General features: G+C 44.0%; 10 protein-coding genes. All 10 read right to left on the reverse strand.

Features of this window, described 5'->3' with window-relative positions; translation table 11 throughout:
• Window positions 1-20: 20 nt before the first annotated feature.
• Window positions 21-3,356: a VCBS repeat-containing protein gene (locus tag M3P07_RS11315; protein WP_249970021.1), complete on the reverse strand. Its 3,336-nt coding sequence runs from the start codon at window positions 3,354-3,356 to the stop codon at window positions 21-23.
• A 165-nt stretch (window positions 3,357-3,521) separates the two neighbouring features.
• Complete coding sequence (locus M3P07_RS11320; RefSeq protein WP_249970022.1) at window positions 3,522-5,210, reverse strand: SusD/RagB family nutrient-binding outer membrane lipoprotein; 1,689 nt, start codon at window positions 5,208-5,210, stop codon at window positions 3,522-3,524.
• Window positions 5,211-5,219: 9 nt separating this feature from the next.
• On the reverse strand, window positions 5,220-8,294 hold the full coding sequence (locus M3P07_RS11325) for a SusC/RagA family TonB-linked outer membrane protein (protein ID WP_249970023.1): 3,075 nt from the start codon (window positions 8,292-8,294) through the stop codon (window positions 5,220-5,222).
• A 279-nt stretch (window positions 8,295-8,573) separates the two neighbouring features.
• Entirely contained in the window at window positions 8,574-10,817 is a 2,244-nt protein-coding gene (locus M3P07_RS11330) for a GH92 family glycosyl hydrolase (RefSeq protein WP_249970024.1), read from the reverse strand.
• Between the two features lie 18 nt (window positions 10,818-10,835).
• Complete coding sequence (locus tag M3P07_RS11335; protein ID WP_249970025.1) at window positions 10,836-13,166, reverse strand: beta-N-acetylhexosaminidase; 2,331 nt, start codon at window positions 13,164-13,166, stop codon at window positions 10,836-10,838.
• 33 nt (window positions 13,167-13,199) lie between these two features.
• A complete protein-coding gene (locus M3P07_RS11340) occupies window positions 13,200-15,542 on the reverse strand; it encodes a GH92 family glycosyl hydrolase (RefSeq protein ID WP_249970026.1) in 2,343 nt (780 codons plus the stop codon).
• 1 nt (window position 15,543) lies between these two features.
• A complete protein-coding gene (locus M3P07_RS11345) occupies window positions 15,544-17,790 on the reverse strand; it encodes a GH92 family glycosyl hydrolase (protein WP_249970027.1) in 2,247 nt (748 codons plus the stop codon).
• Window positions 17,791-17,809: 19 nt separating this feature from the next.
• Window positions 17,810-18,898 carry a carbohydrate-binding family 9-like protein gene (locus tag M3P07_RS11350; protein WP_249970028.1) on the reverse strand — a complete coding sequence of 363 codons (1,089 nt, stop codon included), beginning with the start codon at window positions 18,896-18,898 and terminating at the stop codon, window positions 17,810-17,812.
• A 7-nt stretch (window positions 18,899-18,905) separates the two neighbouring features.
• Entirely contained in the window at window positions 18,906-19,895 is a 990-nt protein-coding gene (locus M3P07_RS11355) for a glycoside hydrolase family 130 protein (RefSeq protein WP_284042148.1), read from the reverse strand.
• Between the two features lie 30 nt (window positions 19,896-19,925).
• Window positions 19,926-21,803, reverse strand: a complete 1,878-nt coding sequence (locus M3P07_RS11360) for a sodium:solute symporter family protein (protein ID WP_249970029.1) — start codon at window positions 21,801-21,803, stop codon at window positions 19,926-19,928.
• Window positions 21,804-21,805: the final 2 nt, after the last annotated feature.

Consider the following 21,805-nt stretch of genomic DNA (forward strand, 5'->3'; position numbering starts at 1 on the left):
TAAATTTGGGTTTGTTATGGTCATGGAGTGGGTTGGGTCATTACTTTGATCAGTTCCAGGGCATCACTGTTCTTTCCAATCATAATATGGGGCTCACCGGAAATGTCCATAAAATTCAAATTTTTAACATCCTGTGAAATGAACAGGCCTGTCTTGTCCGCATTAATAGCTTTAAAATGTCCATCTCCTGAATTTTGGAGTACCATTCCGTAACCGGCATCGTTTCGGGGAGTTTCAATCTCGGAAGCAAACAGGTTACCAGCGATGATCAAGTCTTTTGCCCCATTTTGGTCCAGATCATAATCCAAAATGGCATTTATGGAAGAAATCTGGGCTAATTCAGGAAACTCGATAAAGTCGAAATTCCCATTTCCTTTGTTCATCAAAACGCCACTTTTAAAATTGTAGGACACTAAATGGAGTGCCGCTGAGAGCTTTTCAGTGCCATAGATATCGGCAATCGTGGATTTTCCGAAAAGATCATAAGAAGGTGCTATTTTTTTAATGGAAGGCATTTGTTGGGAAGAACATTCGCGACCCCTTACCGGAAATAGTTCCCCAAAATTATAATAGCCCAAAACCAAATCCCGCTTACCATTGTCATCAAAATCGTGGTAGTAGACCTCAAAGGGATTCTCGGAATCGGCCTTGTACTTGTAATTTTGACCAAGATTTCCCAGCACGTAGTCTTCGTCCCCGTCATTGTCCAAATCCACGGATTTTATGGAGAAATACCATCCGGACAGCCCATGCAGCGTGTTGAAATCCGCTTTACTGAACTTACCGTTATTGTTGACCAAAAAAGTTGGCTCCATCCATTCGCCCACCACACTTAAATCCAGATCTCCATCTTGATCAAAATCGGTCCAAGTGGCATCGGTGACCAGTCCAATTTTGGCAAGTTCTGGAGCGATACTTTCTGTAACGTTTACAAATTTGCCCTTCTCATTTTTGAAGAGATAGCTGTCGGCAGGGGCAGGATAGTCGTGGGGGATAAACCTACCTCCGATAAATACATCTTTATAACCATCCCCGTCATAATCCGCCACCCGAATTTTTGAACTGCTTACCGAAACGCTTGGAAACAATTCCTTTCTGAGAATAAATCGTCCATTACGGTTTTCATAGAGACGATCAGTGTAGTTGTCCGAACCTGGTGCAAATTCGTTACCGCCCGAGGCTACTAGAAGGTCTTTATCACCATCGTTATCAAAATCGAAAAACTGGGCATCCACATCTTCATAAATGGCCTCCTTTTCAAAAGTCTGCTGCAATGTGAAGGTGCCATCCGATTTTTGAAGGTATAGAGTGGAAGCGGTCCCGGTACTTTGTCCCAAGAAAAGATCGTCCTTTCCATCTGCATTTACATCACCCACGGCCACGGCCGGACCAAAATTGGACATTTTGTGGGGTAGTAATACCTGTATGCTGTAATCGTCAAAATCGTTCTCGGTATGTGAGGGTAGGGCAGCTGTAGATGAAACAGGTAAAAATGTTTTTTCTTGCATGGCCTCACCAGATTGGGCAAGATTTTCCTCGGGACTATAGGAAATGGTAACCGGGGTGTTTGTTTCGGGACCAATTACCCGTTGCAATTTTTTGCCAGGCCAGAAAATCAACAAGGAATCCACGGAAGATTCGTTTCCAAGTCCTGCAACAATTTTTGGAGGTACCGAAGATTGATATCCGCGAACACTGTAGTTTTCGTACACCTGTTCTTTGCCGTTTGCATAGATTTTGACCCTTGCTCCAATCCCCATGGTATTCTGGGAGGGACCCTTGAACTGAAGTTTTAGAAAGTTGGCACCGCTTTGATCAGCATTGTTCCTTAAAATGGTGGCCGGAGAATCCACATTGTTTACGACGATGTCCAAGTCCCCATCGTTGTCCAGGTCCGCGTATGCGGCACCGTTGGAGTAAGAACTTTCAGGGTCTTCGAGCCATACTTGCGAGGTGTTTTCAAACGTGAGCCCACCATTGTTTTGATAGAAATAGTTGATATGGGGTCGATTGGGAGTGGTCTCTATAAGGTGGTTTATTTTTTCAGGATTCGTGAGGGCATCGTGATTTTCCTGTAGGTACGTTTGTAGGCCATTGTAGTAATCCTTATTTCTGAAATCTCTTTTGATTCCATTGGAAATGAAGATGTCCTTGTCCCCATCATTGTCAAAATCGGCTAAAAGGGGAGCCCAGCTCCAATCGGTATTCGAAATTCCGGCCATTTGCCCCACTTCCGAGAAAAATGGAATTCCGGAGGAATCGATATGTCCGCTATTTTTTTGTAGGGTATTGTACATGTACTGGTAGTGCTTGCCAGCTTGTACATTCGTATTGAATTTTTGTGGGTTCATGCTTGCCATGCTGGTTTTCATTCCATAGTTGTCCTCAGAAACCATATCCAAGGTGATGATGTCGACAAACCCATCGTTATCGAAATCGGCAATATCATTGCCCATGGCAAAATTCGAAATGTGATTGGTAGCTTTTTTTATCTCTTCCTTAAAGGTCCCGTCCTGTTGGTTGATGTAGAAATAATCGGGCTCATCGTAGTCATTGGAAATGTACAGGTCGGGCCAGCCATCGCCATTAAGGTCGCTGACGCCTACACCGAGGCCATAGGAAACGGCGTTGGAATAGATACCCACTTTTTGGGTAACATTGACATATTTTCCGTTTTGGTTTTCGTAAAAACGGTCACCTAGCGGTGAAAAGGTAGCTGTATTCCCCAATGTGAAGGTTTGGGGATTGTGGTTCATGAGGTACATATCCAGATCGCCATCCAGATCGTAATCTATAAAAGCAGATTGAATGGAATGTCCGCTATCTGCCAAGCCATATTCCGCAGCGGACTCTTGGAAAACCGGTATGCCTTTTGAATTAGGCCCTTGGTTGATGTACAATTCGTTTTCGAGCAAAGATTTTCTTTCATAGGGTCCAGACTTGCAGACATAAATATCCAATAGACCATCGTTGTTGATGTCCACCATATTAGCACCTGTGGTCCAGCCTCTTTTACCTGTAGTTTTTGATTCTTCGCTGATATCCTTGAACTCAAGATCGCCCTCATTGAGGTAAAGCTTATTGTTTTCCAGGTTTGAAGTAAAATAGATGTCTTCCAATCCGTCGTTATTAAGGTCACCCACGGCGACACCTGCACCATTATAGACATATTCGTACAGGAAGGAATTGGTCAACTCATTTTCCACATTCACATTCACAAAATGAATGTTGGTTTGGTCACTGTCCAATGCTTCAAAAAGGAAAGCGGATGTTTCCTTATCGGAATTGCATGAATAGAACGTAGTTAGTATCGCTATGAGCACAAGGCTCATTCCTGAGGTTATTTTCTTCTTCATTAGTCGAGGTTGAAAAAATCATCCGGGGATGATTTGTCTAATCAGAGAGAAACTTATAAAAAAGTAAAGGAAGATTGCTCTTCCTTTACTTACAAATAATTATGAATCAAACTAACTCAAACTATAAATTAATCTACTTAATGGATTACTTTACAGAAAGTTTTGTTATTGAGCAAACCATAGAACGGTTCCTTGCTCGTTAGGTCCTTGTGCAGAAATAGCAGCAGCAAAGTTTGGATTGTCCTGTGCACCTGATCCGTAACGTAGACGTTGTGGGTAGTCCCCGTTCAATTCACCTAAGGCGAAAATGATAGGGTCGGAAACTCCAGCCGCCAATTCGGCAGGATATCCGGTTTTACGCACTACGGCCCATGCCTCGAATCCATCGGTATAGCTAGCCAACCATCTTTGGATTGCTATCTTTTCCAATCTTTCGTCCTCGGTACCTCCGGTAATATCTGCAATGGGTTGGGCAGCATAGGTTGCTGCAGCACCTGCAGAAATACCCCAAAGCTTCATAGCTTCTTCGATACCAGAATTCATCAATGCCTGTGCATCTCCAGAAGCAAGACCTCTAACTACGGCCTCAGCTTGCAAGAAATAAGACTCGGCGCTGGAAAGGATAATTTCAGGATATCCGTCTGCTTGTTTACCTCTAGGCTGGATAACGTCATCAGAAGGCGTAGAGAACATGTCGTATCTCATAAATGAATACGTATCTCCATTAACCCTTACTGGCTGTCCGATGAACTGTGCAGCATCTACATCGATGGTGGTCACAGTACCGGAAGTGGACATAGTATAATTTGCATTGGCAGCATCAAGATTTGCCACGATGAAATCCAAACGATCTTGGAAATTAGGATCTGGTGGATCACTAGCAGCTGAATCAAAGTCGAAGCTACCGCCCACGTTAGGCTTCACATAAGCTGTTAAACGAGGGTCGTTGTTGTCTTTTAACAAGTTAACAAGCGTGCTTGAAACTGTCCAATCGGATCCGCCGCCGAAATCGTGCCATACATCACCATAAGCCGATGAAGCCCACTTGCTGATCTCAAAATCCTTGATCATGGTAACGCTACCAGAAGCTGCATCCAATAGAGGAGCACCCATCGCAGAAGAAATGGTAGAAGAGGCAAAATCATCGCCAGGAGCACCTAATGCTCTCATACCAATTCTAAGCTTAAGCGTGTTGGCCAATCGCTTCCACTGTTGTAGATCTCCACCACAGTAAATATCGTTGGAACCAGCATCGTCGACACCAACACCTGTTCTTTCAGTGTCACCGATAATGGACATGGCTTGATCTAATTCAGCAATAATACCCTTGTAAATTGTTGCTTGGGTATCATAAGCTGGAGTCAAAATACCATCAACACCTGCTTCGGTGTAGGGAACCATACCAAAGGTATCCGTATACATTTGGTAATATAATCCTTTCATGATCAAGGACATGGCATACATGTACTGGTTTTCGAACTCGCCGCCTTCAGCAGTCAGGTCAGAAAAAGATTTAATGTTTCCGAAATACCCTGCTAACCATCCGTAGGTAGCATCCGTATAACTCGCATTAAAGTTGTAGCTCAAACCATCACTCCACCAAGAGGAATTGTGTCCAAATGTAAAGTGACCGGCAAACCTGTCCGAGTGGATCAAGTGGGCTCTCCAGTATGTAAATCTGTTTGGAGCATAAAGACCCACTTGGGAACTTGTCAAAAAGAATTTCGCACTTACTTCATCAGTAAGGAAACCTTGTGTGTTTGTGTTGATGTTATCGAAGTCTTTGGTACAGCTGTTAAATACAAACAACGCTGCAACAAGACCAAATAACCATAATTTGTTTTTTCTCATCATTGCAATTTTTTAGAAGTTAACATTTAAACTCAAGCCTAAGCTTCTCGAGGTAGGTAGGGCATAGAATAAAACACCTTGACCACGATTACCTGTAGAGTAGCTGGACTCAGGGTCAAAATTATCGGCCTTTTTATAAATAAAGAACAGATTCCTTCCAATAAAGCTAAGCGATGCGTTTTGGATAAATGTGTCTTTTAACAATTTGTTAGGAAATCGGTAGCTCAAGCTTAATTCCCTGAGCCTGAAGTTGGTCTGGTCGAAAACATACTCAGAACCGATGCCGCTAACAGCACCCCAGTAATCCTGTGCACTAATGGTAGTTGTATTGGGTGAGAATGTTCCATCACCGTTGTCAACAACTCCTTCGACCAACACTCCGCCATCGCGGAACTCCAATGATCTTTCAGAAACCCCAGCACCATCCATGGCAGAATCGGTAAAGGAGAATACTTCTCCACCAACTCTAAAGTCAACCAAGGTGTTCAGTGTAAAGTTTTTGTATGTAAATGTATTGGTAATACCACCCGTGTAATCTGGCTGATAGTTGCCGAACTTCTCTCTTTCTGGCGTAGCTCTTGGACGACCCTCTGCAGTTACAATGAGCTCACCTGCATCGTTTCGCAACCATGTTGTGGCATAGATATCACCATATCCTTCACCCACTTGGGCACGTACATCCACAATACCACCGTTACTACTACTGAAGTTGAAGTTTTCCTGTCCTTCGATCAAGCTAACCAACTCATTTTTGTTTCTTGAAATGTTAGCTGAAATATCCCATGTGAAATTGTCAGTTCTCACAGGTGTACCTCCAATAAGTATTTCCACACCTTTATTGGTTATTTCACCAATGTTCTCCCTGAAAGCACTAAAACCAGTTCCTGGATCAACAGGTACATCAAAAATCAAATCTTTGGTAGTAATGTTATAGTAAGAAAAATCTCCGTACAATCTGTTTCCGAACAATCTGAACTCGGCACCTACTGTAGTGGTGGTAATATCTTCTGGACGAAGACTTTCGCTAAATTTAATGTTAGGACGGTTAATTTGTACGTTACCCAAATATCCATCTCCAGCAACACTAAATACATTTACAATTTGCCTTGCACCGGTATCATTACCAACACTAGCGATACTACCTCTTAGTTTTAACATGTCGATGGCACCACCTTGTAAATTGAATACCTGATCCAACAGGATACTCACGTTGGCAGAGCTATAGAAATAGGACCTGTTCTCTGGAGCCAAAGCTGAAGACCAGTCATTTCTAGCGGTAAGATCTAAATAAACCGCATCGTCATAACCAAAGGATGCAGAACCATATAGGGAATTCACCCGCTTTTCTACAAGATCGCTTTGACTTGCTGTAAGCAAATCAGCATTGGTGTTGCTCAAGAAATAACGCCCTGGAATCTTAAATTCAGAACCATTGATTCTAGCATCAATTTCAGTGGTATGTCTCATGTTACCACCAGCATTGGCTGTCAAGTTCAACTTCTCTGTGATATCTTGGTTAAACATCAATAAGAAATCGTAGTTGGTCTCTGTTTTATCATTTTTACGGAATCCGATTCCTCCACGCGGGAAGAAGTGGTGTCCAACAGCTGTATAGCCTTCCACATCTTGAGTAACTTGGTCGGTACCTGCCCTTGCAAATGCAGACAACCAATCAGTGAATTTATAATCCAGCTTTACGAAACCAGTGAACCTTTTTCTTTTATCACTGTTAAAGTCATTTTGAAGAATCCAGTATGGGTTACCACCAGATGAAGTAGGGGCAATTACCCTAAATGGATCATCTGGGTTAATTGGGTTCTCCGTATCCTGGAAAACCTGAAGGTCGGAATTCCTAACATTACGGGCCAATGTCCACAAATAAGCCATAACCCCTTCAGTACCCTGACTTGGTCTGTTCTTGGCATCTTGTAGGAAATAAGTCGCCTTGGCGTCAATAGATAGACGATCTGTTAGGTTTACAAAACCTCTTAAGTTAAAGTTGTTACGCTTTACATTCGAATTTGGAAGCATAGATTCCAAATCAGAATTGGTATACGAAAACCTCACAGAAGCATTTTCCGTTCCTCCATTCAAAGCAACAGTGTTAACCAAACTGGTTCCCGTTCTAAAGAAATCCTTTACGTTGTTTGGTTGGGCAGTATAAGCTCTCATCTGACCGTTGTAGGCCAGTTGCTGCGAACCATCAAATCTTGGTCCCCAAGAACTTGCTCCAGCTACCGTGTTTACTTGTGTAGCTAAAGGATCTCCTGAATTGATCTGTGGGAAGTTACCATCAGTTCCCCTTCCATATTCATTTTGGAATTTAGGAAGTACCAATGGATCTTCGAAAGTAACACTCGCGGTGTAGTTAACACCCAAACCGCGGTTCATGGTTCCTTTTTTGGTAGTAATGATAATCGCACCGTTCGCTGCTCTAGATCCATAAAGGGCCGCTGCGTTAGGTCCTTTCAATATGGAAATGGATTCAATGTCATCCGGGTTGATATCCGAGACACCGTTACCCAAATCTGGAACACTAAATTCACCAGATCCAGCAGTACCAAGTGTGGAGTTGTCAACTGGGATACCATCGACAACATACAATGGTTGGTTGTTACCGTTCAGTGAGTTGTTACCACGAATCACGACCCTAGTACCACCACCGACACCGGAAGTAGACTTGGAAACAACGACCCCGGCAACTTTACCTGCCAAGGTACTGGCCACGTTGGAATCTTTAATTAAAGAGACCTGATCGCCGTCTAATTCGGTAACTGAGTAACCCAGGGATTTCTTTTCCCTGCTCAGACCCAAAGCGGTAACTACGACCTCATCTAAAGATTCAACATCCTCTCCTAAAGAGATGTTGATCGTAGTTCGTTGGCCAACGGCGGATTCCTGCTCGGTATAACCGATGGCAGAAAACACCAAAATGGCGGCATCACCCGAAACAGTGATGGCATAGTTACCATCAAAGTCCGTAGAAGTACCGTTTCTGGTACCTTTTTCCACAACGTTAATTCCGGGAAGCGGCTCTCCTGTGGTCGCATCCGTAACGTTTCCTGAAATTCTTTTTTCCTGTGCCATCGTTGCTTGTAGGCATAAAAATGACACAAGTAGTAGAAAGTAATGAATTTTTCTGTTCATACTAATTGAGTTAGGTTATTGGTTTCTAAAGCTTATTATAAGCTCCAAGTTCGCTGTATAAAAGTTCGAATTCCTTATATATATTGGAAAATTTTTCGACTAATAACGATGCTGAAAGGCTAAAGAACACTGTAACGAAAACGTTTGCGAAGGGTGTTTTTCCTAAAACCCTGTTAATTTTCAGGCATTTCGGGAAACTTTAGTTCCGCAATCTGTTCCTTAATTGTCGACGAATGTCAACTTTCCGGCTTTGATCAATTCCTGATGCGAAACAAAAGGTTTGTTCAATTTTTTCTGACCGAGTAACAGTTCAGGGTTGCTTTTTCCAGATTGATGGTCCCTTGTCTTTTTTACAAACTCCAACGAAGCACTTCCGTAGTAATCTGGATTTAAATGCAAGGTGATCTTATCAAAGACAGGAGTTGTGATCGCGTATACAGGATTGGCGGGGCTAACCGGATAAATTCCCATCATCGAAAATACCGCCCATGCACTCATGGTGCCTGTATCGTCATTGCCAGGAAGTCCATCGGGAGCGTTCTTAAAATAGGTTGCCAATAATTCTGAAACCGTTTTTTGGGTTCGCCATTCTTCTCCTTTCACGTAATTGAACAAATACGGATAGCCGATATCGGGCTCATTGGCCATATCAAATTGGTTCTTGTCAAATACTTCTTGCAACTTGTTTGTAAAGTTTTTGGAGCCGCCCATTAATTTGATTAGCCCCTTTACATCATGGGATACCATAAAGGTATATTGCCAAGCATTCCCTTCAATAAAGCCCAGATTCTTCACAAAATTTGCCCCGGTCTCTGGATTGTAGGGCGTTAACCAACTACCATCATCGTTTTTTGGGCGGAGCAAATTAAATTCCCTATCGAAAAGGTCCCGATACGAAATGGAGCGTTTCGCAAAGCGTTTGTAATCCTCTTTTTTGCCCAAGGCCTTTGCCAATTGTGCTATGGCAAAATCACTAATGTTGTATTCTTGGGTGGTGGAAACTGAACCACTGTTGGTCGTCTTCGTGGTCAAATACCCTTTTTCAATATAATCTTTGATGCCCGGTCTCAGCGGGTTGCCCTCCAACTGATCGGCACTCTTGACCATGGCTTCATAAGCCTTCTCCACCTCAAAATCCTTGATGCCCTTTAGATAGGTGTCTGCAAGTACTATACCGGCAGGGTCCCCGACCATGGTGGTGGTTTCCGTGGCATTAAGTTCCCATTTGGGCAACCAACCCGATTCATCATAGATCTGCAGGATGCTTTTGACCATGTTCGATTGCTGCTCCGGGTAGACCAAACTCATCAGCTGGTGCAGGTTTCTATAGGTATCCCAAAAAGAAAAAACCGTATATCGGGTACCCTCCGTTTTTAAGGTTTCACGGGTCCTCATTTTTGGGTAGTCCCCATTAAAGTCGTTCAAGGTACTCGGATGGATGAGCGTGTGGTATAGCGCAGTGTAAAAAATAGTTCTCTCATCTTCGGTTCCGCCCTCTACTTCAATTCGCGATAGGGATTGGTTCCACGCTTCTTGGGTGGCTTTTTTGATATTGTCAAAAGATTTTCCCGAAGTTTCCTTTTCGAGGTTTTCACGGGCATTTTCCAAACTGATGTACGAAACCCCAACCTTCATCTCCACCACAGTAGGCTCCTTAAAGTCGTATTGCATATAGGCACCAATGCTATCGCCAACAACGGTTTTGGTGAACCCTTCCATAATTCGTGTCTTTCCATTATAGCCCATCCATTGTGCTTCGGTTCCCTTGTAGGTGGTTGGTTTTTTCCATGCGCCAAAAGATGTTGCCGGTTTGGATAATTTGGCAACGAAGTAGACTGGGTAGGCCTCTTCCGGTTTGTAGTAGCAAAATGAGCCTACACTGCGAACGCCCTCGATCTCGGTTGAGGAAACAACCCGGACTTGGGCTCCTTGTTCGTTGGTAAGTCCCAATCCAAGGTTGAACAAAATATTGGCCTTGCCGGCAGGGAAGGCATATTTGCTTACTCCGGTTCGGGTAGTGGCCGTGGCCTCTACTTGTATATTGTACTTGTCCAGTTTGGAGGTATAGTAACCTACTTCTGCTTTTTCCTCCGAATAGGTAGTTCCATATTTCAGGTGGTCGGTCTCTAGTTCCCCAGTAGTGGGCATCGTGAGGATAACCCCTAGTTCCGGACATCCAACACCGCTCAGGTTCACATGACTAAATCCGGTTAGGAATTTGTTTTCATGAACATAAGGGGTAGACAACCACCGACTATCTTTTTCCAAAGGGAGATTTTGAGGTCCCGCCACATTAAATGGAGAGACATTGGCCATTCCCCGTACGGCAATGGGTCCCGGATTGGTGGTTCCAAAATTGGAGGTCCCGATAAAGGGATTTACATAGTCTATGGGTTTTTGTTGGGCTGGACAGAGGGCAACAACAAAAAGAAATAACAAAAGGGATTCAATTCTCATTTTCATAGCGTTAGTGTTACCTGGTTACTGCACTAATATTTCATCCACAAAAAGCCATGTTCCACCTCCGTTGGGAGCTTGCTTTAGGTTCTTGGCTTTCACCTTGACGTATCTTGCGGCCTGTTCATCAAAATCAATTACAAAATTCTTTAGTTCCGGATTTCCATTTTGGGCAAATGGTCTTTGCAAGGCACCCACTTTTTCGAACGTGCTTCCGTCTTTAGAGATCAATACTTCCAGCGCAATGGGAAAATAGATTCCAGGGCCTTGGTTTTCCATGCTTCCAACGGTTACCTTACTTATCTGCTTTTCTTGCTCCAGGTCAATAGTGGCCTCCATGTCCTTATTGAGCCAAGCCAACCATTGTCCGTCGTGGAAGTTCTTGGTGCCCCTGACGGCATTGACCAATGTGGAAGTACCTTTTCCCTGATAGTTTTCATGGTATATCTCCTTGAAATCAGTTTTGTGTGCCACCGCCTTGTGAAAAACAATGGTATCGCCATAAATCCTTTCCGATATCTCACCATCCTTGAATAAGGCAGCTTTTATGGTCGTGGTCTTGGTAATGGCAATGGGATCCGTATACTTTTCGGAGTCCTTGCTCAATTCCTGCTCTCCCAATGCGTATCGAATATTGGCATTCGGGAATTCGTTTTGCAGGGTGAGTGTGATGGTTTTGTTCTCTAGGTCAGCTTCGGTTTGGGCTGTAACCAAAAAGGCGCTTTTGGCATGGTTCACGCCTTGGTTTTCATAGCGTTCATATTGGGCTTTCATCCGAGCGGAAAAATCCTCCCAATCGCGAAGTTCCTTCGGACTCCAAACAGCTTCCGATAGGGCTGCCAATCTTGGATACAGCATGTACTGGGAATGCTCGGGTGTTGGGACGTATTCCGTCCATAAATTGGCCTGTCCGCCCAAAACATGTGCCGCATCTTCTTCAGACATGGTTTCCACTATAGGGTCAAAATTGTAGACTTTGCTCAAAGGCAAATAGCCTCCAATGGCCAAGGGCTCTTCATTTTGTGGGCCTTGGTAGTAATCAAAATAACAATATCCGGTGGGTGTCATAACCACATCGTGTCCCTGCTCGGCGGCTTCCACACCTCCTTTGGTCCCTCTCCAACTCATCACTGTGGCATCCGGGGCAAGTCCACCCTCTAGGATTTCGTCCCAGCCCACCAATTTTTTGTCGTGCTCATTGATGAATTTCTCCATGCGTTTAATAAAATAACTCTGGAGTTCTTCTACATTTTCAAGACCTTCATTCGTCATTCTTTTTTGACAAAAGGGACACCTTTCCCAATTGGTTTTGGTGGCTTCATCTCCTCCAATATGAATGTATTTTGATGGAAAAATATCCATGACTTCCAACAAAACATCTTCCAGGAATTCGAAAGTGGTCTCTTTTCCTGCACAATAAATATCCGTAATGGGCCAAACCCCTCCTGATGGTACGCCGACCGGCTCCGGGTTGTTAAAACACTTTAGATGTGGATAGGCGGCAATGGCGCTTGTCACGTGTGCAGGCATCTCGATTTCAGGAATCAATTCCACATTTTTGGTTGTGGCATAAGCCACTAGTTCCTTTAACTCCTCTTGGGTAAGAAATCCACCATACGTGCCTTTTTCACCAGCCTTTACCGGCAATCTATTGTTCCAGTGCAAATTCTCCTGGTCTACCCTCCAAGCTCCGACCTCTGTAAGTTTTGGGTATTTTTTAATTTCAATGCGCCATCCTTGATCATCCACCAAATGTAAATGGAGGACGTTCATTTTGTGTTTCGCCAACTGATCAATGGTGCTTTTGATGTATTCCTTGTCAAAATAATGCCGGGACAAATCCAGCATCAACCCTCTCCATTGGAATCTGGGAGCATCGGTAATGGACACGTTGGGAACCTCCCATACGACATCATTAACCGTTGATTGACTTTCAAAAGTGGTGGGCAACAATTGCCGAACACTTTCCAGACCATACACAAACCCTGCCTGATCCTTGGCTTTGATTTCGATAAAGTCACTATTGATTTCCAATTGGTAGGCTTCCTCGGGAAGTGTTTTGTCCGAAACCAGGGCCACATAGTTTTTAGAGGGAGCTGTGGCAACGATTTCCAAATCCCAGTTGGCAACCGTATGGAAGCCATTTTTAAGGGAGTAGAAGACATCTTTTTGTGCCTCTTCAGAAACCAATTTGGTATTTTGGGTAAACAAAAACCCTCCTGGATTAAGGATTACTTCTTGGGGTCTTGGGATTATAGCTATATCAGCCTCCGTAAAGACCTTGGTGCTTTTTTGTTGGCATCCGAATAGGAGAACTGTAAAAACTAAAAGTAGGGTATAGGCCGCTTTCTTCATTGGTTTGGTTTGTAAGAATGGTATTGCTGTTCCTTAATTTATTTGGTTGGACAAGGAGTACGGGGCGGAATCTTTTGATGCTCCCCAATCCGTATTGGGTTGGTTGCCCATTTCAAAGTTCAATGTTCCTCCCTGTTGGACCGTCTCCGTGGAAAGCCAGGTGTGATCCAAAGACTCATTGTTTAAGCTTGCACTCTGGATAAAGGGACGTTTTTTTCCATTGTTTTTGGCCACAATGGTAAAGGTGTTCCCATTTTGCAGGTGAAGCGTAGCTTCATCAAAAAGAGGACTCCCGATCACATATTGGTTTGTGGCCGGCGCAACCGGATAGAACCCAAGGGCACTGTATACATACCATGCCGATGTCTGCCCATTGTCCTCATCCCCGCAATACCCATCTGGCGCAGGGGTGTATAGTTTGGTAAGTACTTCCCGGACCTTTTGTTGTGATTTCCAGGGTTGTCCCGCATAGTTGTATAGATAGATCATGTGTTGAATGGGCTGGTTGCCGTGGGCGTAGTTCCCCATGTTCATGATCTGCATTTCCCGGATTTCATGAATGGTAAATCCATAATAGGAGTCATCATATTCTGGGGGCATGTTAAAAACCCCATCGAGCATTCCCGTAAACTCTTGGTTCCCTCCCATGAGGTCGATGAGTCCTTGTACATCATGGAAAACACTCCAGGTGTAATGAAGGCTATTCCCTTCGGTAAAGGCATCTCCCCACTTTAGTGGGTTAAATGGCGTTTGAAATGTCCCATCCTTGTTCTTGCCACGCATTAACTTGGTAGATGGGTCGAATAACTTTTTATAGTTCAAGGATTTTTGGTAGTAGGTATCTGCCAAATCATCTTGCCCTAAAGATTTTGCCATTTGTGCAATCGTGAAATCGGCATAGGCATATTCCAAGGTTCTGGCGGCATTTTCATGAATGCCAACATCGTAAGGAACATAGCCCAATTCGTTATAGTAATCCAAACCTGCACGGCCTACACTATTAACAGGCCTTCCATCCGGTACGGTTGCATTTTTAATGATGGCATCCAGCAACACATCCTTGTCAAAACCATCAATACCACTTAAGTGGGCATCCGCAATTATGGGAGCAGAATTAGAACCGATCATACAATCCCGGTGTCCGGGACTTGCCCATTCCGGTAACCAACCAGATTCTTTATAGGTGTTGACCAAGCCTTCCATGATGTTGCTGTTCAATTCAGGATACATCATGTTGAAAAAAGGAAATACTGCCCTGAAGGTGTCCCAAAAACCATTGTCCGTAAACATATAGCCGGGCAAAACTTGGCCGTTGTACGGACTGTAATGCACAATTTGGTCGTTGCTGTCGAACTCATAGAATTTTCTTGGGAACAATAAAACTCGATACAAGCAGGAATAAAAGGTGCGCAAATGATCAATATTATCGGTGCTTACCTCAATACGGCCCAACTCTTTCTCCCAAGCTGCGGTGGCTGCATCGCGGGTTTCCTTAAAGGTTTTGGCCCCAATTTCGCGATCCAGATTAAGTTGGGCTTGTTCTGGGCTAATAAAGGAAGAAGCAACTTTTACATGAACGGCTTCACCCCTTTTGGTCTTGAAACCAATAATGGCCCCGACATGTTCTCCTTTGCTCTCGGTTGAATTTTCCTGAAGTGTCCAGTCATCCCCCCAAGTATGGGTAAGCTCAAAATCCTTATCAAATTCGGCCACAAAATAGTTGTGGAAATTTTCTGGAACACCCCCGCTGTTGTTACGGCAGTAGCCTATGATTTTTCGTTCTTCTGGTAATACCTTGACCATGGAACCTTTGAAAAAGCCATCCAAAAGGATAAAAGCTTCCTCGGTTTCCGGAAAAGTGAAACGAAAATGGGCAGCTCTTTCGGTAGGGGTTACTTCGGCGACCACATCGTAATCCGCCAAATAAACGCTGTAATAGTCCGGGCTGACCGTTTCGGCCTTGTGCGAAAAATGCGAAGCCCGCTCCTCTTCTTTGTATTTTAAATCTCCAGTAACTGCCATTAGGGAAAAGGCGGCATAATCGTTGATCCACGGACTGGGTTGATGGGTCTGTTTTATGCCTCTAATGGTCTTTTCATCGTATTTGTACGTCCAACCATCTCCCATTTTGGAGGTCATTGGGGTCCAAAAGTTCATGCCCCAGGGCGTGGCGATGGCCGGATAGGTATTTCCATTGGACAAGCTAAAATCCGAATCGGTACCCATCAATGGGTTCACATAGGATAACAGTTCCTTTTCTGTCTTTGGTGCATCCGTGGATTCAGAATTGTTTTGATTTCCGCAAGAAACAATCATCAAGGCAAGACATGCTAATGAAATGCTCTTTGCCAACCGGTTTGTTGTAGTCAGTTTCATATCAATTATAGATTTTGTTGGTCTCCGGCGAGGTTCTAGTGTTTTTGTTGGCCAACTTGGGGTCGTTGGTCAGTTTAAATTCCAGAGTACCTCCAGCAGTAATTTCTTTATGGGTAATATAATTTCTACCCAGAGCCGCCCCGTTCAAGGTGATGTCTTCGACATATCGTAATTCTGGCGCACCCGGAGCTTTGATGGTAAAGGACTTGCCGTCTGGAAGGGCAAGTGTTGCCTCTTCAAACAAAGGTATGCCTAGGTCATAAACACCTTGGGCCGGATTAACTGGATAAAAGCCCAAGGCACTAAAAATATACCAAGAAGACATTTGTCCACAGTCTTCATTTCCACAATGCCCGTTAGGTTCATTTTTGTATTGGTTCGCCAAAATGTCCCGTACCAGTTTTTGGGCCTTGGCGGGTTGGTCAATATAGTTATAAAGATACGCAACATGATGGCTGGGTTCGTTCCCGTGTGCATATTGCCCGATCATTCCCGTACTGAACACAGGTAGTTTGTCATCCGGTTCTGGGGCATAACTGAACATGGAATCCAATTTTTGGGTAAAGCGTTCATTGCCTCCGGTTTTGGCAATAAGCCCGTCTATGTCTTGGGGCACAAACCAATAGTAATGCCATGCATTGCTTTCACAGAAATAGGGACTGTATTCCTTCGGAACAAAAGGTTCAATAAACTTCCCTTGGGTATCCTTGGGTTGTAGCCATGACCTTTTTTCATTGTACAAATGCTTCCAATTTTGGGAACGCCTCAGAAAAAGTCTGTAATCTTCCATTTTCCCCAAATCTTTCGCAAACATGGCAATGCACCAATCATCAAAGGCATATTCCATGGTTTTGGAAACCGACCAATTTTCATGTTGGTCATCCACGGGGATATAGCCCAACTCTTTATAGATGTCGATTTGCCGATCATTCATCATGGCGCTTTCTCGGCAAGCTTGGTACGCCAGTTCCGAATCAAATTCGAAACCTTTAAAGTAAGCATCCACGATAACTGGAACCGCATGATAGCCGATCATCATATGGGTCTCGCTCCCTTGCATGGACCAAACCGGCAACACCCCAGTTTCTTGATAATGCGCCAAAAGGGATTTGATCATATCCGGGACCTTTTCCTGTTGGATAAGCGTGTAAAGCGGATGTGCCGCCCTAAAGGTGTCCCAGAGAGAAAAAGTATCATACCTATTGTATTCGACCGCTTTGGCCACGGTATCCGTTTGGGGGAGATGTTTTCCTTGTGTATCATTGGCTGCCTTGTATTCCCCATTGCTATCGCTGTACAGGGTAGGGGCCAGCATGGATTGGTACATCATGGTATAGAAAACGGACTTTTCGTCCCCGTTTTTGGAAACCACTTTTATTTTCTGAAGTTCCTTTTCCCAAATTGATTCTGTCTCGCTGAGAATGGCGTCAAAATCCGAATTGGCTTCTGTTCGGATTGCCTTTCCGGCTGCTTCGCTGCTCACAGAGGACAAACCGGTTTTAACCACGATTTGCTCGCCATCTTCGAGTTCATAATCCAAGCTTATTTTGGATGTGGTTCGATCGCCACTGATTTTATGGGAGGTAAGCGGTTTGGAAAACTGCATTTCAAAGTACAGCTTTTGGTTGCGGGCCCAACCATTGGACATACGATGTCCTTGTATGGTTGAGTCATTGATCACCTCAATGAAAGTGTCCGTGGGGCTATCCCAGTTGAGACTGTATCCCAAATCTACATGGATTTGGGTTGCTTCATCCTTGGGAAAGGTATAGCGGTGAACCCCCACTCTGGCGGTTGCTGTCATCTCGGCTTTGATCCCATAATCCAATAGGTCCACCCAATAATAACCTGGAGATGCACCTTCCTTTGTATGATCAAAGCTGGAGTAGGGTTTGAAATTGTTTTCTTGTATACGACCCGAAAACCTGCTGTTGGTGGGCATCACCAATATATCGTAAAGATCACCTGCCCCTGTTCCGGTTAAATGGGTATGCGAAAAACCAGTGATAATGGAATCCTGATAATAATAGCCCGCTATCCGGTCCCAACCTGGAATTCCAATGTCGGGGCTCAGTTGCACCATGCCAAATGGGCTGGTTGCACCTGGGTAGGTGTTTCCAGGGCCATCGGTGCCTATAAAAGGATTGACAAAGTCAATTAAACGTTCGCTAGTGATGTCTTTCTCGGGTGGTGGGGTACAAGCGAACACTAAAAAGAACAATCCTATGTACAAGTGACCCAACTTCATAGACTATTTATTAATGTAGTTAGTTTGCAAGCACCCTGAATTTTCCGTTGGATTCAACCACCAAGGTGTTTTTGGTGAAAGGACTTTTGGCCCAAAGGGTGAACCCTGTTTTGTGAATATCAAGGTTTGGTCTTACCGTTTTACCAAGTATTTTTTTGCCGTCGGTAAAATATTCGTTATGGGCAGTTTTCCATTGCACTGCATCTTTTTTCTGAACCAAATCCCGGTATAGCTCATACAAATACCATTTGACATGATCGTCCTTTGGGATTTCAAATTCCTCTGGGTTGCCACCTACTTCGTTTTCAGAAAAATATACATAACCCCATCTTTCGGGCTCGTGCATGTTGATGACATATTGTGGGGACCAGACCCAGTTGTATTCAGGTAAATGCTTACCGGTTTTTGGGTCTATCTTTCTGGAATATTTCCCATCGGTGATATCGTAATCCCAATTCACCCTGGAAAATCCGACCCTCCAAAATTTACTCTTGGGAACATTGTCTTGGTAATAACCGGTACGGACGTCCCTAAAGGGGATGGCAATTTCCAAGGTCCACCCCTCGTCTACGTCAGAAGGGTCATTAAGGGTTCCCTGCACCGAAACCGCAGACTGCATTCCCAATGCTTCCCAGCCATTCAACGTTTCGTTGCCAGCTCTATAGGGAGCAGTCAGGTATTGGTCCCAAACCGTGTTCAATACATTCCACTCCAGTTCATAATATCCGTGTACGTCGCCTTCGGGGTCTAGAAAAACCTCAAAATCATTGTTGTGGAAAATTACCGCATCATGCTCGGTAATATCTCCCCAAACATGGGGTTCCTTAATTCTGGCAAAGAAGTAGATGTTGGTTTCATCCCAAAGCATTTTTACTTGGGTGTCATAAGTTGGTTTTTTATCTCCCTCAATGTCGATAAACAAGTCAGACCAAGGTCCCTTTTCCCAAGAGGTTTCATCAGCCAGTCCGTCAATTTTGATGGTTTCGGTCGCTTTATACGCGACATATTTTCTTGGGGTCTCCTGTGCAGACAGGATTATACACCCAATATACAGGGAGAAAAGGATGAAACTGATTAACTTTTTGTGTCTTTCGGCAAAGTCTTTCATGACGGGTTTATAAACTATTTTCTTTGGTAAACTTCACAATTCCAGATATCCGCCCAAAGGCCAGGGCGGTAACTGTATCGGCAGCACCATAATAAATTGCCACCTTGTCCTCTTCCATGCTATGTAGGCTTGCGCAGGGGAATACCACATTGGGTACATCCCCGATACATTCATATGAAGTTTGGGGTGAAATAAGATAAGGTTGGGTCCTGAATTTTACTTGGTCGGGTCGGTCTTTGTCCAAAATGGCCGCTCCCATGGAATATCGGAAGCCATTGCAGGTGTTAATAACACCATGGTAAAACATGAGCCACCCTTCGTCCACTAAAATGGGAACCGAACCAGCTCCAATTTTGGTGCATTGCCATGCACTATCCTCAAACCTTGAAGCTTTCATCACACAGCGATGCTCGCCCCAATATTTCATATCTGGGCTGTAGCTTACATAAATATCCCCAAAGGCCGTATGTCCATTATCACTGGGTCTGCTCAGCATGGCATATTTGCCATCAATTTTTCCTGGGAACAGCACCCCGTTTCGGTTAAAGGGCAAAAAGGCATTTTCACATTGGAAAAACTCCTTAAAATCAAAAGTATATCCGATGCCGATTGTTGGACCATGGTAACCATTGCACCAGGTTATCCAATATCGGTCCTCGATAAAAGTAACCCTGGGATCATATTTGTAATCGGAATCTATCATGGAGGTGTTGCCCTCCTGAAAGGAAATCGGGTTGTGCGCAATATCCCAGTTTATTCCATCTTTGCTAAAACCGGCAAAGATGTTCATTTGCACTGCCTTGTTATCACATCTAAAAACCCCGGCGTAGCCATCTTCAAACGGAACTACAGCGCTGTTAAAAATGCTATTTGAGGAAGGAATTGCATCTCTTTCGATAATGGGGTTTTCGCTATACCTCCATATAACATCTGTACTGCCTTCCGGTCTTTCTTGCCAAGGAATTGTATTCACTTTTTCCAATGTTTGATATGCCATAAATTGATGAACCATTTGGCTGAATGTGGGTTAATTCGGAATTTTTTGCACCCTGTTCAACCAAGTAAATTTTAGAATTATTGAAGTTATTAAAAATACTACGAGTGACACCAGCATTTTTGGGTAGTCCCGTATCAGTAAGTAAATGGGGAGGAGGATCATGCTGGATTGCCAAATAATTCCAATGGCACAATTACACATGTCCATCCAAAAATCGTTGTTCTTTTCAAAGCCAGAATCCTCTGCTTTTAGTTGGTCGGTTACCGGTTTCCACCACCCCCAGGGTTTTACATTCTTGTAAAAGGACTTCAAGATATCGATGTCCGTAGGCTTTGAGAGGTAGGTGCCCAAATAGGAACCCAACAGGGAAACCCCAAAAATGATCGGGAACAGATAGATTGCATGCACATGGGATATCTCATACAAAAAAGTATCCTCGGCGAAGCTTCCTTTATTTTGATCAAGAAAATACTGAAGGCTGGCCACCACAAGGCCGGCTACCATGCCCCAAAAATATCCCCAACCATTAAATCGCCACCAAATCCATTTCAGGAAATTGGCAGCAACATACCCTCCGTACAAAGCACTGGTGATCCAAAGGGTCAAAGAGTTGATGGAATCTGCAAAGAAGCCCATGCAAACCCCAAGACCAACAACCGCAAAGGATGCAATATGGCTTGCTTTGATATAATGTTTGTTGGAAGCTTCTGGCTTAAAGTACTTTTTATAGATGTCGTTTACGATATAGGCGGGACCTGAATTTACAAAGGCAGAAAAGGTGGACATAAAAGCTGCTAGGAGTCCGGCCAAAAGCAATCCTTTAACACCAACGGGAATGTGGTTGTTGATGACTTTGGGCAGGATAACTTCCAAATCCCCACCGTTCAATCCAGGATTTGAGCTCATTTCGGGGACAAGGGTAACCAATGCGATTACAACAATGCCTGCGATTAACAGATATCGTGGAATATAGAGCACCAAACTGGTGAAACCGCTCATATAGGCCGATTCCTTTACTGTGCGGGTGGAGAGGATTCGCTGGAAATCGAAACCGGGAACAGGACCTGCCACACTGGCAAAAAATCCTTTGAACAAGGTCATGCCTATAAATGCTCCGAACATTTTATAGCCCTCGGAATCTATGAGGTCGTTGAAAGCTTGGAACTTATCGCTCCAATGCGGCCCCAACTCGTTATTGAAAAAGATACTGCGCCATTCCGGGGACAATACCGCATTAATATCGACCTCGGCTACGGTTACAAAGGTATAACCAGCCACTAACAACCCTGCTACTACCATGATCAGGTATTGCAGAACCTCCGTGGCCACTACGGAGAACATTCCTCCCTTAATGGTATAAATTGTTGTTAAAATAATAATAATCAACGCATAGGACTGCTCCGAATTGAGCAGGAGCGTTTCACCAATGAACCAGCTGAGGTCCCAAGGCAAAATAATGGTCATAAACTTACCGGCACCTTCAAAGAAATAAGCGATGAATCCGACCGTGGATATAATGGCAAAAACAGCAATAATAAAATGCGATGCACGGCCTGCCCTTCCGTCACCGAACCGGGTCAAGATCCATTCAGAGCCAGTCATAATATTAGACCGACGAATCCAGACCGCTAGGAACATCATCACAAAAATCTGATTCCAAACGGGCCATAACCACATGAACATAAAACTCTTGGCTCCATAGAGGAACAATATTCCGACCATCCACGCCGTCCCGGATACATCGAACATGCCGGAACCATTACTAAGGCCCAAATAATACCATTTGATGTTGTTACCACCCAAAAAATAGGATTCAAGACCCTTAGAAGCTTTTTTGGATACCCAAATTCCAATGAACAGGGTCAACAACACGTAGACGATTATTATTGAAAGATCAATTAACTCCATAG

The sequence above is a fragment of the Flagellimonas myxillae genome (genome assembly GCF_023502235.1).
Lineage (GTDB): Bacteria > Bacteroidota > Bacteroidia > Flavobacteriales > Flavobacteriaceae > Flagellimonas > Flagellimonas myxillae.

Coding starts and splice junctions, on each gene's coding strand:
- M3P07_RS11320 (WP_249970022.1), bottom strand. CDS start 5,210: ATGATGAGAAAAAACAAATTATGGTTATTTGGTCTTGTTGCAGCGTTG.
- M3P07_RS11355 (WP_284042148.1), bottom strand. CDS start 19,895: ATGGCATATCAAACATTGGAAAAAGTGAATACAATTCCTTGGCAAGAA.
- M3P07_RS11330 (WP_249970024.1), bottom strand. CDS start 10,817: ATGAAAATGAGAATTGAATCCCTTTTGTTATTTCTTTTTGTTGTTGCC.
- M3P07_RS11350 (WP_249970028.1), bottom strand. CDS start 18,898: ATGAAAGACTTTGCCGAAAGACACAAAAAGTTAATCAGTTTCATCCTT.
- M3P07_RS11345 (WP_249970027.1), bottom strand. CDS start 17,790: ATGAAGTTGGGTCACTTGTACATAGGATTGTTCTTTTTAGTGTTCGCT.
- M3P07_RS11360 (WP_249970029.1), bottom strand. CDS start 21,803: ATGGAGTTAATTGATCTTTCAATAATAATCGTCTACGTGTTGTTGACC.
- M3P07_RS11315 (WP_249970021.1), bottom strand. CDS start 3,356: ATGAAGAAGAAAATAACCTCAGGAATGAGCCTTGTGCTCATAGCGATA.
- M3P07_RS11340 (WP_249970026.1), bottom strand. CDS start 15,542: ATGAAACTGACTACAACAAACCGGTTGGCAAAGAGCATTTCATTAGCA.
- M3P07_RS11325 (WP_249970023.1), bottom strand. CDS start 8,294: ATGGCACAGGAAAAAAGAATTTCAGGAAACGTTACGGATGCGACCACA.
- M3P07_RS11335 (WP_249970025.1), bottom strand. CDS start 13,166: ATGAAGAAAGCGGCCTATACCCTACTTTTAGTTTTTACAGTTCTCCTA.